The organism is Pseudomonas sp. SWRI18 (assembly GCF_014268345.1).
In the GTDB taxonomy this organism is placed as follows: Bacteria; Pseudomonadota; Gammaproteobacteria; order Pseudomonadales; family Pseudomonadaceae; genus Aquipseudomonas; species Aquipseudomonas cedrina.
In genome coordinates this window covers 34,906-48,856 of record NZ_JACCQQ010000020.1, presented here as the reverse complement: position 1 = coordinate 48,856, position 13,951 = coordinate 34,906, and the positions used below count along the sequence as shown (strand labels likewise).

At 61.6% G+C, this 13,951-nt stretch carries 15 protein-coding genes; 9 read left to right on the top strand and 6 right to left on the bottom strand.

Going from position 1 to position 13,951, the window contains the following annotated elements; translation table 11 throughout:
* Positions 1-63 precede the first annotated feature (63 nt).
* Complete coding sequence (locus H0Z09_RS20415) at positions 64-1,002, bottom strand: DnaJ C-terminal domain-containing protein (protein ID WP_076954539.1); 939 nt, start codon at positions 1,000-1,002, stop codon at positions 64-66.
* 238 nt (positions 1,003-1,240) lie between these two features.
* Between H0Z09_RS20415 and H0Z09_RS20410 the strand changes: the two genes are divergently transcribed.
* On the top strand, positions 1,241-2,509 hold the full coding sequence (locus H0Z09_RS20410) for an Hsp70 family protein (protein ID WP_186692957.1): 1,269 nt from the start codon (positions 1,241-1,243) through the stop codon (positions 2,507-2,509).
* A 153-nt stretch (positions 2,510-2,662) separates the two neighbouring features.
* On the opposite strand, the gene H0Z09_RS20405 is transcribed toward H0Z09_RS20410, so the two are convergent.
* Together H0Z09_RS20405 and H0Z09_RS20400 are read right to left on the bottom strand one after the other, a co-directional pair.
* A complete protein-coding gene (locus H0Z09_RS20405; RefSeq protein ID WP_076954542.1) occupies positions 2,663-3,676 on the bottom strand; it encodes an AI-2E family transporter in 1,014 nt (337 codons plus the stop codon).
* A gap of 206 nt (positions 3,677-3,882) precedes the next feature.
* Positions 3,883-4,182 carry a PsiF family protein gene (locus tag H0Z09_RS20400; protein WP_186692955.1) on the bottom strand — a complete coding sequence of 100 codons (300 nt, stop codon included), beginning with the start codon at positions 4,180-4,182 and terminating at the stop codon, positions 3,883-3,885.
* 122 nt (positions 4,183-4,304) lie between these two features.
* Here H0Z09_RS20400 and H0Z09_RS20395 point away from each other — a divergent pair, with 122 nt between their 5' ends.
* The gene (locus H0Z09_RS20395) at positions 4,305-5,192 is read left to right on the top strand and encodes a DMT family transporter (RefSeq protein ID WP_186692953.1); all 888 of its coding nucleotides are present in this window, start codon (positions 4,305-4,307) and stop codon (positions 5,190-5,192) included.
* Between the two features lie 32 nt (positions 5,193-5,224).
* Here H0Z09_RS20395 and H0Z09_RS20390 read toward each other — a convergent pair whose 3' ends face one another.
* Positions 5,225-6,115 carry a triacylglycerol lipase gene (locus H0Z09_RS20390; protein WP_186692951.1) on the bottom strand — a complete coding sequence of 297 codons (891 nt, stop codon included), beginning with the start codon at positions 6,113-6,115 and terminating at the stop codon, positions 5,225-5,227.
* A 176-nt stretch (positions 6,116-6,291) separates the two neighbouring features.
* Between H0Z09_RS20390 and H0Z09_RS20385 the strand changes: the two genes are divergently transcribed.
* A complete protein-coding gene (locus H0Z09_RS20385) occupies positions 6,292-6,822 on the top strand; it encodes a ferritin-like domain-containing protein (RefSeq protein WP_076954546.1) in 531 nt (176 codons plus the stop codon).
* Positions 6,823-6,963: 141 nt separating this feature from the next.
* On the opposite strand, the gene H0Z09_RS20380 is transcribed toward H0Z09_RS20385, so the two are convergent.
* Positions 6,964-9,033: an AsmA family protein gene (locus H0Z09_RS20380; RefSeq protein WP_186692949.1), complete on the bottom strand. Its 2,070-nt coding sequence runs from the start codon at positions 9,031-9,033 to the stop codon at positions 6,964-6,966.
* Positions 9,034-9,391: 358 nt separating this feature from the next.
* On the opposite strand from H0Z09_RS20380, the gene H0Z09_RS20375 reads away from it, so the two are divergent.
* A complete protein-coding gene (locus H0Z09_RS20375) occupies positions 9,392-9,844 on the top strand; it encodes a hypothetical protein (RefSeq protein ID WP_186692947.1) in 453 nt (150 codons plus the stop codon).
* 184 nt (positions 9,845-10,028) lie between these two features.
* Positions 10,029-10,661, top strand: a complete 633-nt coding sequence (locus tag H0Z09_RS20370; protein ID WP_049710266.1) for a TetR family transcriptional regulator — start codon at positions 10,029-10,031, stop codon at positions 10,659-10,661.
* A 5-nt stretch (positions 10,662-10,666) separates the two neighbouring features.
* On the opposite strand, the gene H0Z09_RS20365 is transcribed toward H0Z09_RS20370, so the two are convergent.
* Complete coding sequence (locus tag H0Z09_RS20365; RefSeq protein ID WP_186692945.1) at positions 10,667-11,164, bottom strand: C40 family peptidase; 498 nt, start codon at positions 11,162-11,164, stop codon at positions 10,667-10,669.
* Positions 11,165-11,441: 277 nt separating this feature from the next.
* On the opposite strand from H0Z09_RS20365, the gene ureE reads away from it, so the two are divergent.
* The 4 genes from ureE to H0Z09_RS20345 are packed head-to-tail and all read left to right on the top strand — an operon-like array spanning position 11,442 to position 13,834.
* A complete protein-coding gene (gene ureE, locus H0Z09_RS20360; protein ID WP_076954550.1) occupies positions 11,442-11,942 on the top strand; it encodes an urease accessory protein UreE in 501 nt (166 codons plus the stop codon).
* Positions 11,939-12,613, top strand: a complete 675-nt coding sequence (locus tag H0Z09_RS20355) for an urease accessory protein UreF (protein WP_186692943.1) — start codon at positions 11,939-11,941, stop codon at positions 12,611-12,613. Before ureE ends, H0Z09_RS20355 begins: the two co-directional genes overlap by 4 nt.
* An 11-nt stretch (positions 12,614-12,624) precedes the next feature.
* Positions 12,625-13,239 carry an urease accessory protein UreG gene (gene ureG / locus H0Z09_RS20350; protein ID WP_012721947.1) on the top strand — a complete coding sequence of 205 codons (615 nt, stop codon included), beginning with the start codon at positions 12,625-12,627 and terminating at the stop codon, positions 13,237-13,239.
* Between the two features lie 22 nt (positions 13,240-13,261).
* The gene (locus H0Z09_RS20345) at positions 13,262-13,834 is read left to right on the top strand and encodes a HupE/UreJ family protein (RefSeq protein ID WP_186692941.1); all 573 of its coding nucleotides are present in this window, start codon (positions 13,262-13,264) and stop codon (positions 13,832-13,834) included.
* Positions 13,835-13,951 lie beyond the last annotated feature (117 nt).

Sequence of the window (13,951 nt, the reverse complement as noted above, 5' to 3'; positions counted from 1 at the left end):
CCATGCCCGGTAACCGAAGCTGCGGTAGGTAGTTAAGCACCTGCGGGCTTTGCGTCTGCGACGTTAGAAGTTCTCTCGCGGATCAAACGCGGCTTTGCGCGCCAGTTCCTGCCACAGCGCCTTGACCTCGTCGTCGCTGACCTTGGGCATCACAGCCTTGAGCTGGATGTACAGGAAACCGCGCTGCCCGGCCTTGTTCAGCAACCCGTGGCCCTTGGCGCGCATGCGCTGGCCGTTCTGGCTGCCGGCCGGCACCTTGAGGTTGATTTTGCCGGTGAGAGTCGGCACCGCCACTTCCGTGCCCAGCGCCAATTCCCACGGCGCCAGGGGCAGGTTGATGATCAGGTTTTCACCGTCCACTTCAAATTTAGGGTGCGGCGCAAACTTGATGATCAGGTACAGGTCACCATTGGCCCCGCCGCCGATACCCGGCGCGCCCTGCGCCTTGAGGCGGATGCGCTCGCCGTCGGCCACGCCAGCGGGGATCTTCACATTCAGGCTCTTGGTGGTGTTGCTCACATGCCGGCCCGAGGCGTCGTACTGCGGCACCTGGAAGCTGATCTGCTTGGACTCGGTGGACAGCGTCTCTTCCAGAGACACGGTCAACTGCATCTCCACGTCCTGGCCCTTGCGCCCGGCGGGACGGCGCTGGCCGCCGCCGAAGGCATCGCTGCGGTTGCCGAAGATCGAGCTGAAAAAGTCCGAGAAGTCCTCGGTGCCCGCGCCGCCGCCAAAGCCGCCACGGCTCTGCCAGCCCGGCGGGCCCTGGAACGGCTGGCCATGCTGGCCATATTTGCGCAGCTCGTCGTATTCGGCGCGCTTGTCGGCGCTCTTGAGCGCCTCATAGGCTTCGGACGCGTCCTTGAACTTGGCTTCGGCGTCTTTTTCCTTGCTGACGTCCGGGTGGTACTTGCGCGCCAACTTGCGGTAGGCCGCCTTGATTTCCTTGTCGTCAGCCGTGGGCTCGACGCCAAGTATCTTGTAGTAGTCTTTGAAATCCATCGGGGTTTCACCATCCTGTAATCGAGATCGCACCGCACGCGGGCCCAAGGTGCGTCGGTCTGCACGTGTCGAGTCTTGGGGCCGGGGGGCGTCTAAGTGTTATCGGCGCTTGCCGTATGCAACGGATGTGGGGGCAAATCCCCAGGTTTCAAGCACGATTTAACGGATGGTCGGCCTACGCATCCGCCTTCGACTGGCATACACTGCGCGGCCGTTTTTCAACCGGAACCTGATTGTCATGGAAAACTCCTCCCCAGCCCGTGCCTGCGGTATCGACTTCGGCACGTCCAACTCCACCGTCGGCTGGATTCGTCCCGGCATGGAAACGCTTATCGCGCTGGAGGACGACAAAATCACCCTGCCGTCGGTGGTGTTCTTCAACTTCGAGGAGCGCCGCCCGGTGTACGGCCGCCTGGCGCTGCACGAGTACCTGGAAAACTACGAAGGCCGCCTGATGCGCTCGCTCAAGAGCCTGCTGGGTTCCAAGCTGATCAAGCACGACACCAGTGTGCTCGGCACCGCGATGCCGTTCACCGACCTGCTGGCGTTGTTTATCGGCCAGCTCAAGAGCCGCGCCGAAGCCACCGCCGGCCGTGAGTTCGAAGAAGTGGTGCTGGGCCGGCCGGTGTTTTTCGTCGATGACGACCCGATGGCTGACCAGGAAGCCGAAAACACCCTGGTCGACGTGGCGCGCAAGATCGGCTTCAAGGACATCTCGTTCCAGTACGAGCCGATTGCCGCGGCCTTCGACTACGAGTCCACCATCGCCAAGGAAGAGCTGGTACTGATCGTCGACATCGGCGGGGGTACCTCCGACTTCTCTCTGGTGCGCCTGTCGCCGGACCGTCGCCACAACGACAACCGCCAGGACGACATCCTCGCCACCGGCGGCGTGCACATCGGCGGGACCGACTTCGACAAGCAACTCTCCCTGGCCGGCATGATGCCGCTGTTCGGCTACGGCAGCCGCATGAAAAGCGGCGCCTACATGCCCACCAGCCACCACATGAACCTGGCGACCTGGCACACCATCAACTCGGTGTACTCGCAGAAATCCCAACTGGCCCTGGGCAGCATGCGCTACGACATCGAAGACACCGGCGGCATCGACCGCCTGTTCAAGCTGATCGAACAGCGCGCCGGGCACTGGCTGGCGATGGAAGTGGAAGAAACCAAGATCCAGCTGACCCACGCCGACAGCCGCCATGTGCCGCTCGACCGTGTCGAGCCGGGGCTGAGCGTTGACCTCACGCGGGCACTGTTCGAGTCGTCTATTGACAACCTGCTGGAGCGCGTGCGCGGCAGTGTTACGCAGTTGCTCACTGATGCTTCGGTGAGCGTCGCGCAAGTGGACACCGTGTTCTTTACCGGCGGCTCCAGCGGCATTCCGGCACTGCGCCACAGCATCTCGGCGATGCTGCCGAATGCGCGGCATGTGGAAGGGAATATTTTCGGCAGTATCGGCAGTGGGTTGGCGATCGAGGCGAGCAAGCGGTACGGCAGCTGACCTGCTCCCATTTCATAAACACTGCAAAACCAACTGTGGGAGCGGGCTTGCTCGCGAAGGCGGTGGTTCAGTTGATATAGACCTCAACTGACACACCGCCTTCGCGAGCAAGCCCGCTCCCACATTAGCCCGTGCACACGTTCGGAGCAGGTCTTAAACCATACCGCCCAGCTTCAACTCGCTCTTGAGATACGCATAATAAATCGGCCCCGCCACCACTCCCGGCAATCCAAATGCCGCTTCAAACACCAACATCGCCAGCAACAACTCCCACGACTTGGCGCTGATTTGTCCACCCACGATCCGTGCGTTGAGGAAGTATTCAACCTTGTGGATCACGATCAAATACCCCAACGCCGCCACCGCCACCCAGATCGACAGCGACAGCGCGACGATGGTGATCAGGGTGTTGGACATCAGGTTGCCGATCACCGGCAGCAGGCCGAGGAGGAAGGTGAGGACGATCAGGGTTTTGGTCAACGGCAGGTGGATCCCGCACAGCGGCAGCACCACGGCCAGGAACACGGCGGTGAAGGCGGTGTTGAGCGCGGCGATTTTGATTTGGGCGAAGACGATGTTGCGAAAGGCCTGGACCAGCAGGTGCAGGCGGTCGAACAGCGCGGCGGCCAGGGGTTTGCGTTTGGTCAGGTCGGGCACGCGTTGCAGGGCGATGATGGCGCCGAGCACCATGCCGATCAGCAGGGTGACGAACATGTGGGCGGCGTCCTTGCCGACCAGTTGCAGTTCGCTCAGGTGTTTGCTCAGCCAGTCGCCGATGGCCACGCGGAATTCGGCGGCGCTGGCGGGCAGGTAGGCGTCGAGGAACGGCGGCAACTGGCCGCGCGCGCGGTCGACCACGCCCATGAATTTGTCGAGGGAGGCGCCGGGGTTTTCCGCTTCGTGGAGCAGGAAGCTGATGGCGCCCGCGAAGATCAAGGCCAGCACGCTGACGATCAGGGTGCCGAGCAAGGCCACCGCCAGCCAACGCGCGCGGCGGCCTTCGATCAGGCGTTGCAGTTGCGGGGTGAGCATGTTGACCAGTTCAAACACCAACAGGCCGGCCAACAGGCTGGGCAGCAATTTGAGCGGCAGAACCAGCAGCAATCCGCCGAAAATGATGATGTAGCTGGCCAGCAACAACACATGACGCTGAGAAAACGTTGGCATACAGCCTCAAAACGAGCGGCGTTAAAGGATGGGCAGTCTGCCAGCCTTGAGCGAATCAAGCGAGTGGGTAAGGTTGTGAATGCGATCAAGTGTGGGAGCTGGCTTGCCTGCGATGCAGCCGCCTCGGTAGGTCAGATACACCGAGGTGATGCAATCGCAGGCAAGCCAGCTCCCACAGGGGATCGGCAGCGTCGGTACCAGGCTGGTCAGCCCTTGAGGCAGGTACTCATGAAGGTCTTGCGCGCATCACCGGCTAGCGCCTTGGTTTTCGCCGACGCATTGCAATCCTTCATCTTCTGCTGCTGCGGGGTCAGGGTCTTGGCGTCGTTGGCCGCCGGGGCCGACAGGCAGGTTTTCATGAAGGCCTTGCGCTCGTCGCCCTTGAGCGTCTTGGTGGTGGCTTCGGCGTTGCAGGTGGTCATCTTGTTTTGCTGGGCGGTGGCGGCAAAGCCTTGGGAACACAGCAGCAGGCCCGTCATCAACAGCGCGGTTCGCAGCATCTTCATGGCGTTTTCTCCCTGTTACCGGGCCGGGAGGCACGGTCTTTCGAGAGTGTAGTCAAACCCTGTTACACCTTCCTGCGCAGACAAGGGATAATCCCCGTCCGTTACGCTGCTCGGCGATTTCCATGCAATACGCTTATCCCCTGCTGGCCATTTTCATCTGGGCCGGCAACACCGTCATCAACAAGCTGGCCGTGGGTTCGATCTTCCCCGCGGAGATCGGCTTTTACCGCTGGCTGTTGGCGGCGCTGCTGTTTACGCCGTTCATGATCAAACCCGTGATCGCCAACTGGCCGCTGATCCGCCCAAACCTGGGCAAGGTCTTCATCCTCGGCGTGCTGGGCATGGCGGTGTACCAGAGCCTGGCGTATTACGCCGCCACGCTGACCAGCGCCACCAACATGGGCATCATCCTGTCGCTGATGCCCTTGATGGCCCTGACGGCAGCCATCATCAGCCTCGGCCAGCGCCTGACCTATGGCGCGCTGGCCGGTGCGGTACTGTCATTCGCCGGCGTGGTCGTGGTGGTGTCGGCCGGCAGCCTCGGCGCGCTGTTGCAGCATGGCGTCAACCTGGGCGACGGCATGATGCTGATCGCGACCCTGGCTTACGCAATCTACAGCACCCTGCTGAAAAAATGGCAGCTGCGCCTGCCGCCCCTGGTGTTGCTGTACCTGCAGGTGCTGGTGGCGGTGGTGGTGTTGTTTCCGCTGTTCCTGTTCTCGGCAAAAACCGGGTTGGGCTGGGCGAATATCCCGCTGGTGCTGTATGCGTGCCTGCTGGCCTCGATGCTCGCGCCACTTTCGTGGATGCATTCGGTGAAGACCCTGGGTCCGAGCCGCACCACGCTATTTTTCAATCTGCTGCCGTTGCTCACCGCGCTGATTGCGGCGGTGGTGTTGAAGGAAGCGCTGGCGTTGTATCACCTGGTGGGCGGCTTGCTGACGTTGGGTGGGGTGGTCTTGTCGGAGCGTTGGACTGTGCCGATCAAGCGCATGGCAAGCACTGCTTGAACGCGGTCAACATGTGGGAGCGCGGGCCACCATTACACCCCGGCGGCCTTAAGCCTCTGCGCATGTTCCACGAACAAGCGGATCGGCTCCGCGCCCTTGCCCACCAGCCCCAGAGACTGGTTGACGATATCAAAATGGTCCAACGCGTAATCGTCACCAATGACCCTCCCCAAGTGCGAACTGTAGCGCCCCACCATCCCGTCGCACTGGCCCTTTTCACGCACAAAGCTGCGGGCGAACAGGCGGCAGCTGCGGTGCGTGCCGTCGAACAGGTTGCGGCCACGGTCGGTAATGCCCGGCTGCAAGGTGCCGGACCACGAGTAATAGCGCACGCCATTGACCTCCTCCAGGCCCTGCCCGCCCCATGTCTGCGGCAGCCCCTGTGGATAGTGCTGATTGAACAGCGCCACGCCCTCGCTGGTGAGCGAATGGTGGGACGCCTGCAGATCCGCCTTGAAACGCGGCCCGCGATAGCCGGTTTCCAGCACGCCCATTACCCAGGCGACGAGATGAAACAGCGCGCTCATGATCCGCCCCTTCACGCCGTCGATGGGGTAATGGCGGTGGATATGGTCGGCCAGTTCCGAGCCATGGTTGGGCCCGGCCACCGAGGTCACCGAGGCCACCCACTCCGGGCGCTTGCCTGCCGCATAGCGCGCGGTCAGCGCGCCCTGGCTGTGGCCGATCAGGTTGACCTTGTCGGCGCCGGTTTCGCGGCGAATGCGCTCGATCTGCGCCAGCAATTGCTCGCCACGCACCTCACTGGAATCGAGCGGCGCCACCTGCACCGCAAATACCCGCGCCCCGCCCGCTTGCAGCGCGGGGACGATGCCGTACCAGTATGGGAACCACCCCAGGCGCACGAACCCCAGCATGCCGGGCACCAGCACCAGGGGATAACGCGTGGCTAACGACTGCGGCATGTCGCGAATTTCCCTGAAAGTGAAAACCTGCCGTGCAGCCTAGCCCAGGCTGAAGTCGGGCAGATGACGCCGTCGGCAAACCCGATAAAACTTTTTGCGCCGGGCAGCACTCACAACCTGTAACGATCACGCCGGCAGAGCGTGGCGTAAAACCGGATTAGCCCCAGGAGATTGAGATGACTGAAGCAAACTTGACCGACGTCGCGACCCTGCGCATTCGCGCGCGCCAGAACGTCGAGAACGGCGCCGTGACCGAAGGTTATGACGCCGACCGCGAAGAGATCATTCGCCTGCTCAATGAATCGCTGGCCACTGAACTGGTCTGCGTGTTGCGCTACAAGCGCCACTATTTCATGGCCAGCGGCGTCAAGGCCGCCGTGGCCGCAGCGGAATTTCTCGAGCATGCCAACCAGGAAGCCGAGCACGCCGACAAACTGGCCGAGCGCATCGTGCAGTTGGGCGGCGAGCCGGAGTTCAACCCGGACCTGCTGTCGAAGAACTCCCATGCTCAATACGTGGCGGGTAACAGCTTGAAGGAAATGGTCTACGAAGACCTGGTCGCCGAACGAATTGCCGTGGACAGCTACCGCGAAATCATCCAGTACATTGGCGACAAAGACCCGACCACGCGACGCATCTTCGAAGAAATCCTGGCCCAGGAAGAAGAGCACGCGGATGACATGGCGGACATTCTCGAAAGCCTGTAATCCAGCACCCAGTCTGAAATAGCACAACCATTGTGGGAGCGGGCTTGCTCGCGAAAGCGGAGTGTCAATCAATGAATCTATTGACTGACACTCCGCTTTCGCGAGCAAGCCCGCTCCCACATTTGGATCTTAGTCTGTCATTTAGCCCTTCACGGTTTTGGGTGCCTTGCCTTCCTTCATCTGTTGCAGCAACGGTGCGCATTCGTTGGGTTCGCCGCCACTTGGGGCCACCAGCGCAAGCAACCCGGCCGCCGGCCCCGCAATCACACCCAGCGCGACCATGCCCGCGCCACGCAGCGCCAGCGGAATGGCTTTCACACCGGCGTTGGGCCGGATAAATGGCCCATTGACGTACAGCGGCGAGCGCAGGGAGAACAGTCGGAAGCCTTTCGATTCCGGGTTGATGGTCAGGTCCAATTGTTCGGTGGCCATGTTCGCGGTGCCATCGATGTAGATGATGGCGTTCTCGGTATCGAACACAAACAGCCGCGTGGTCGCCAAGCCGGTCTTGATCCCGAAGTCCGCCGCCGCGCAGTTGATCTTCACTTCCTTGTCGCCAAACAGGCGGCCCACTACGTAGTTGCCCACGTTGAGCCCGGCGATTTCCATCAAGCCGCGGCTGATCGCACCGTCGTTGATCAGCATTTTCAGGTCACCGTTGGAGGTGCCCAGCAGCGCCGCCACGGAGTTGCCGCGACCGGAGATATCGGCATCGCCGTTGAGTTCGCCAAAACTGGTTTTCATCGGTTCGAAGGTGGGGAACAGCTGCTTGAGCTTGAAGTTGCGCGCGGTCAGCCTGGCGCGGCCTTCCATAGGGGTGGTGCGGCCGTTCAGGCGAATCTGCGCATCCAGCTTGCCGCCGGCCACGCCGAAACGCAGGGGCTCGAGGCTCAATTCCCCGTCATTGAGCACCAGGTGGGTGTAGAGGTCGGTAAACGGCAGATCGGCGCTGTGTACGATGCGCTTGCCGGTGAATTCCACATCGGCATCCATGACGCGCCAGCGCTCGGTGCGGAACTCCTCCACCGGCAGCACTTTGGTAGCCGGCTGCTTGCTGTCGCCGCCACGGGCTTTCTGCTTGGCATTGGAGTCGGCACCGATCAGCGGCGCAAGGTCGGCCATCAGCAATTGGTTGGACACCAGCGCACCGCTGAGTTTGGGCCGTGGCTGGCTGGCGACGTAGGCGAGGTCGCCGTGGATATCGCTGTTGCCGATCTTGCCGTTGAAGTTTTCATAGCGAAATGACGCGCCGTCGGCTTCATGCAGCTTGGCGATCAGGTGACCATCGGTGGAGTATGCCGGCGAATCCGGCAAGGTCACGCCGGTCAATGGGTAGAGATTGCCCAGGCTGGAACCTGCGAGTTTGAGCCGAAGGTCCAAAGCGCCGAGGTTCAACGGATCGGTCAGGGTGCCGGCCAGGGCGATGCTGGTATCGGCAATCTTGACCTGGGCCTGCAGCGGGAACGGCCGGGCCGCGTCCTGCAGGGCCAACAACCCGCCGATCTTGCCGCTGCCGTCGAGTTTCTGGCCGTGGTACTGGCCTTTGACCTTGAGGGCGAACGCGTAGTCCTGCGGTGCGGAGCCTTTTTCCAGGGCTTTTTTGGCATCGGCGTCGCCGACAATCTCGCTGAAGGGAATGGGTTTGCCCAAAGGATCGATGATCACATCCAGTTGGGTCCTGAGGGTTTGATCGTCGAGGGTCACGTGGCCCTTGTCGAAGCCGATGGCGCCGATGTCCACCACCCAGTTGGAGGGTTCGGCGTTCGGGTCCTTGGGGTCGAACTTGAATGTCCAGTTGGCGCGGCCGTCGGCCAGGCGCTGCAACTGTGCGCTCGGCTCGGTGAGGTCGATACGCGGGATAACCACGCGCTGCACCAGCAAACCCAGGAGCGAAATGCGCAATTCGACTTTTTTGAGCGTGACCATTTGCGGGGTTTTCGACCAGTCGGGGTTGCCCAGCGTCAGGTCTTCGGCAATCACATGGGGCCACGGCACCCAGGCGCGCCAACCGCCTTCATCGGGCTCACGCGCCCACACCACCGCCAGGTTGCCGTTGATGGCAAACGGGCGATGCAGCTCTTCGGAAACCTTGGCATTGAGGGGCGGCTTGATGCGATTCCAGTCAAAAAACACCAGAATCACGACCACCACGGCGATTAACACAACGAAGCTGGCGCAGCTCCAAGCGACGATTTTACGAGTGCGCGTCATGCACAGGACTCCTGAATACGACTGGCTGGGTGACAGCCTTTAAGGACAGCTTACAGAACTACGACTGGCAATCCGCCACGGCGTTTAACTCATGCCCCGATTTACTAGGAAAAACCTCATTTTCTGACCCCTTCGACAGATTCCCCCTACGATGGCGCACCATTGTTACCCACACGCGTGTCGAAAATACCCACACCAGTGCAAAACCGCGTGCTTGAGAGGCGCGTTCTAGAGCCTTCGGCGAGAACAATCAATTCTGTTGATTATTACCATTGTGTTTATGAACTTTTATATCGACTTATCGAGGGTAACAATAGCCCCGTACCCAATTTATCGCCCTCCCAAGGAGCAGCCCATCATGAAACGCCAAGTACTCGCTACCGTCCTTTTATCCATCCTGGCTTCCAGCGCTTTTGCCCTGCCAGCCGCCGAACAGGTCACCCCACAAGTCAAAACCGACGCCGTTCACTTCAGCCAGACCGTCGCTCGCAGCGGTTCGCAGGAAGATGAAAACCGTGACTACGCCAAAGGCGCTGTTGCTGAAAACGGTTCGGAGCAAGCCAACAAACGCGCCTACACCGAAGGCCTGACCGAAAACGGTCGCAACCGCCTGGAACAGAAAGGCTTGGTTGAAGGCGGCGCCGATCGCCTGCTGGAGCGTAATGCTGTCGCCGAAGGTGGCCGTGATCGCCTGGAGCAGAAAGGTCTGGTTGAAGGCGGTGCTGAACGAGCCAACAAACGTGCCTACACCGAAGGCGTTGCTGAAGGCGGTGCTGACCGTCTGCAAGAACTCCATCAAGCACAGAGCTGAGCCTGTGGTGGCCCAGAAAAAAGCCCGATCCAACGATCGGGCTTTTGACTTTCGGTAGAACCTGTTACTGCCGTCCACCACGCCTTTTCACTGCACTCCCCCCCGCACACCCGGCCAAGTTCGACGCAGGCAGAACTGTTTTGCTAGAGTGCGTCGCTGTACTTGCCGACAAAGCCCGCCGCCAATGCTGCCCCGCGCCGAACAGAAGCAACAGACCCGCCTCGCCCTGATGGACGCAGCCCGCCACCTGATGGAATGTGGCCGTGGGTTTGGCAGCCTGAGCCTGCGCGAAGTGGCGAAAACGGCCGGTATCGTACCCACCGGGTTCTATCGGCATTTTGCCGACATGGACCAGCTTGGTCTCGTATTGGTGAGTGAAGTCGGCCAGACCTTTCGCGCCACGATCCGCCTGGTGCGCCACAACGAATTCGTGATGGGTGGCATTATCGATGCGTCCGTGCGGATCTTCCTGGACGTGGTCTCGGCCAACCGTTCGCAGTTCCTGTTCCTGGCCCGCGAGCAATATGGCGGCTGCCTGGCCGTGCGCCAGGCCATTGCGGCGTTGCGCGAAGACATCACCCGCGACCTGGCGGCCGACCTGACCTTCATGCCCAAACTGCAGCACCTGGACGCCGAAGGCTTGCATGTGATGGCCGACCTGATCGTCAAAAGTGTATTCGCCACGCTGCCCGACATCATCGACCCACCGGCCCATGCCCTGCCCGCCCACCTCACGCCCCAGGCGAAAATCACCCAGCAATTGCGCTTTATCTTTATCGGCTTGAAACACTGGCAAGGCCTGGGCAGCACCGAATAACGCAATCACCCCGCCGAATGGAAACGCTTGGCGGTGGTGTATTGCTTGTTCCAATAGCGGTTGCTCAAAGAATCGATGCGGATGTTCTTGCCGGTGCGCGGCGAATGGATGAATTTGCCCTCGCCGATATACAGGCCCACATGGCTGACCTGCCCACGCCCGTTGCCTTTGAAAAACACCGCATCACCGGGTTTGAGCGCGTTGCGCTTGATGGTCGCAGCCGTTGAACGTTGCATCGCCGTGGTGGTGCGCGGCAGCGTGATATTGGCCTCGGTCTTGAACAGATAGACCAACAGGCTGCTGCAGTCGAAGCCCTGCTCCGCCGAGGTGCCGCCCCACTTGTAAGGCGTGCCGAGCAACTCATGGGCGCGGTCGACGACACCGTCGATAGAGGCCTCTTTTATTGAGTCGGAAAAAGAAGGTTGGGAATTCAGGTTGGCGGAAGCCGATGACAGGGCAAAAGACAGGCTAACAATAACCAGACAACACAATGACTTGAACATGATGAACGTCGCAGTGAATTAAACACGGCGCACAGCCTATTGATCTCGCACGTAACTTGATGACCGCCGATTCCTCATCACCTGTAGGGAAAATCTGAAAATGCCCATTGGCCGTGCAACAAGCAACATTGCGCACCACTTTGGCGCACCACAGACATCGTTCCTCGCCCTATTTAGTGGCGTTACCGTCATTGCCTACAGGCAATTCCTACTCGCTTTCAGGGTTGGCAAGCCCCTTGCTCTAGCTGTGTCATCGCTCATAGCTGGAAGCTTCCCGATGCTGGTGATCCACCGCCGAATCGCCCCCCAAGCCCACTGGGCCGCCGAATTGCTGCTGAATTTCGAAGCCCGCAGCAAAAGCCGTCTGCGCTGTTTCAGTGCCGAGGGTGAAGACGTCGGCCTTTTCCTGGAGCGCGGCCAGCCGCCGCTGCACGATGGCGAATGCCTACAGGCCGAAGACGGACGCGTCGTACGCGTATGCGCTCGGCCTGAACAACTGCTGCACGTTACCTGCAGCAGCGCATTCGAACTGACGCGCGCGGCGTATCACTTGGGTAACCGCCACGTGGCGTTGCAGGTCGGGGACGGCTGGTTGCGCTTGCTCGATGACTACGTGCTCAAAGCCATGCTCGAACAGTTGGGCGCGCAGACGCAAACCCTCGAGGCGCCCTTCCAGCCGGAGCATGGTGCCTACGGCGGCGGCCACCATCATTCGCGCCATGGCGATGAAGACTTCAACTATCCGCCCAAGCTGCACCAGTTCGGCGTGCGTCCATGAACCCAGCCTGGGCGCTGCTGCGCCTGGCCAGTCCGCAATTGCCGATTGGCGGCTACAGCTACTCCCAAGGCCTGGAAATGGCCGTGGAGAACGGCCGCGTCAACGATGCGGCCACTGCGCGGCGCTGGATCAGCGACCAGTTGCGGCTCAACCTCGCACGCTTCGAGGCGCCGTTGCTGCTCGCCCATTGCCAGGCCGCGCTTGATGAAGACTGGCCACGCCTGGAACAGCTGTGCGCGCAACATCGCGCCAGCCGCGAAACCCGCGAGCTGTTTCAGGAGAGCCGGCAGATGGGCTATTCGTTGCAACAACTGCTCAATGGTCTGCCGGAACTGGACGTCGCCGCCCGCGCCTTTTTGCAACAATGCGCCGAGCCGCACCTCGCCCTGGGCTGGGCTCTCGCCGCGCGCGCCTGGAATATCAGCCCCGCCGACGCCCTCGCCGCCTGGCTGTGGAGCTGGCTGGAAAACCAACTGGCCGTGCTGATGAAAACCTTGCCCCTGGGCCAACAGGCCGCCCAACGCCTGACTAGCGAACTGCTGCCGCTGCTGCAACAAGCCCAGCGGGACGCCACGTGCCTTCATCCCGATCACTTCGGCAGCGCCGCCTTTGGCCTGTCCCTGGCGTGCATGGCCCACGAGCGCCAGTACAGTCGCCTGTTCCGTTCCTAGGAGAACAACCCATGAACACACAACCTTTGCGCGTCGGCATCGGCGGCCCGGTCGGCTCCGGCAAGACGGCCCTGACCCTGGCCCTGTGCCTCGCGTTACGCGACCGCTATAACCTGGCGGTGGTCACCAATGACATCTACACCCGCGAAGACGCCGACTTCCTGGTGCGCAACCAGGCCCTGGCGCCGGAGCGCATCATCGGTGTGGAAACCGGTGGCTGCCCGCACACGGCGATCCGCGAAGACGCCTCGATCAATCTGGAAGCGGTGGACCAGCTCAACCGCCGCTTCCCCGGACTGGACCTGATCCTGGTGGAGTCCGGTGGTGACAACCTCTCGGCCACGTTCAGCCCGGAGTTGTCCGACCTGACCATCTACGTGATCGATGTGTCGGCCGGCGACAAGCTGCCGCGCAAGGGTGGCCCGGGCATCTGCAAATCCGACCTGCTGGTGATCAACAAGATCGACCTGGCACCGCTGGTCGGGGCTTCGCTGGAGCTGATGAACAGCGACACCCAGCGCATGCGCAACGGTAAGCCCTTTGTGTTCAGCAACCAGAAAACCGGTGTCGGCCTGGAAGAGATCGTCGCCTTCATCGAACGCCAAGGCCTGCTGACCGCCGCCTGATCAACCCTTAAGGAACCTGTCCATGACCCTCAAAAAACTCCTGACCGCTGCCGCCCTGCTGCTGGCCCCTGCACTGGCGTTCGCTCATCCGGGCCACGGCGATAATGGCCTGGTGGCCGGTATCAGCCATCCCCTGGGCGGCATCGATCACTTGCTGGCCATGGTGGCGGTCGGTTTGTGGGCCGCCCAGCAAAAAGGCGCTGCCCGCTGGGCATTGCCGTGCACCTTCGTGGGCACCATGCTGATGGGCGGCGTGCTGGGCTTTGAAGGCCTGCAATTGCCGCTGCTGGAAAGCGGGATTGCCGCGTCGGTGCTGGCCCTGGGCTTGGCGGTGGCGCTGGCGGTGCGTCCGCCGGTGTTCGTGGCGGTGGCTGCGACGGCGTTGTTCGCGTTGTTCCACGGTGTGGCGCATGGTTTGGAGTTGCCGGACATGTCCAGCCCTTGGGCGTATGCCGCCGGTTTTGTCGGTGCGACGGCTGTGCTGCACGCGGCGGGCTATGCGCTGGTGCGTTTCCTGCCGGCTGCGGCGGCGCCGTTGGTGCGGATTGCCGGGGCGGCTTCGGCGGCGACGGGGGTTTGGTTGCTGGCGGGCTGATTTGCAGCGTTGTTGAGGGCCTCTTCGCGAGCAAGCCCGCTCCCACAGTTGATCGGGTTCACAGATCAAACCTGTGGGAGCGGGCTTGCCCGCGAAAGCGGTCTCAAAAACACCACA

Excerpts from the sequence above, each read along its gene's own strand:
- H0Z09_RS20390 (WP_186692951.1), bottom strand. The coding sequence starts at position 6,115 with ATGCCGCAGTCGTTAGCCACGCGTTATCCCCTGGTGCTGGTGCCCGGC.
- H0Z09_RS20355 (WP_186692943.1), top strand. The coding sequence starts at position 11,939 with ATGAACCCAGCCTGGGCGCTGCTGCGCCTGGCCAGTCCGCAATTGCCG.
- ureE (WP_076954550.1), top strand. The coding sequence starts at position 11,442 with ATGCTGGTGATCCACCGCCGAATCGCCCCCCAAGCCCACTGGGCCGCC.
- H0Z09_RS20415 (WP_076954539.1), bottom strand. The coding sequence starts at position 1,002 with ATGGATTTCAAAGACTACTACAAGATACTTGGCGTCGAGCCCACGGCT.
- H0Z09_RS20345 (WP_186692941.1), top strand. The coding sequence starts at position 13,262 with ATGACCCTCAAAAAACTCCTGACCGCTGCCGCCCTGCTGCTGGCCCCT.
- H0Z09_RS20375 (WP_186692947.1), top strand. The coding sequence starts at position 9,392 with ATGAAACGCCAAGTACTCGCTACCGTCCTTTTATCCATCCTGGCTTCC.
- H0Z09_RS20400 (WP_186692955.1), bottom strand. The coding sequence starts at position 4,182 with ATGAAGATGCTGCGAACCGCGCTGTTGATGACGGGCCTGCTGCTGTGT.
- ureG (WP_012721947.1), top strand. The coding sequence starts at position 12,625 with ATGAACACACAACCTTTGCGCGTCGGCATCGGCGGCCCGGTCGGCTCC.
- H0Z09_RS20370 (WP_049710266.1), top strand. The coding sequence starts at position 10,029 with ATGCTGCCCCGCGCCGAACAGAAGCAACAGACCCGCCTCGCCCTGATG.
- H0Z09_RS20380 (WP_186692949.1), bottom strand. The coding sequence starts at position 9,033 with ATGACGCGCACTCGTAAAATCGTCGCTTGGAGCTGCGCCAGCTTCGTT.
- H0Z09_RS20395 (WP_186692953.1), top strand. The coding sequence starts at position 4,305 with ATGCAATACGCTTATCCCCTGCTGGCCATTTTCATCTGGGCCGGCAAC.
- H0Z09_RS20405 (WP_076954542.1), bottom strand. The coding sequence starts at position 3,676 with ATGCCAACGTTTTCTCAGCGTCATGTGTTGTTGCTGGCCAGCTACATC.
- H0Z09_RS20385 (WP_076954546.1), top strand. The coding sequence starts at position 6,292 with ATGACTGAAGCAAACTTGACCGACGTCGCGACCCTGCGCATTCGCGCG.
- H0Z09_RS20410 (WP_186692957.1), top strand. The coding sequence starts at position 1,241 with ATGGAAAACTCCTCCCCAGCCCGTGCCTGCGGTATCGACTTCGGCACG.
- H0Z09_RS20365 (WP_186692945.1), bottom strand. The coding sequence starts at position 11,164 with ATGTTCAAGTCATTGTGTTGTCTGGTTATTGTTAGCCTGTCTTTTGCC.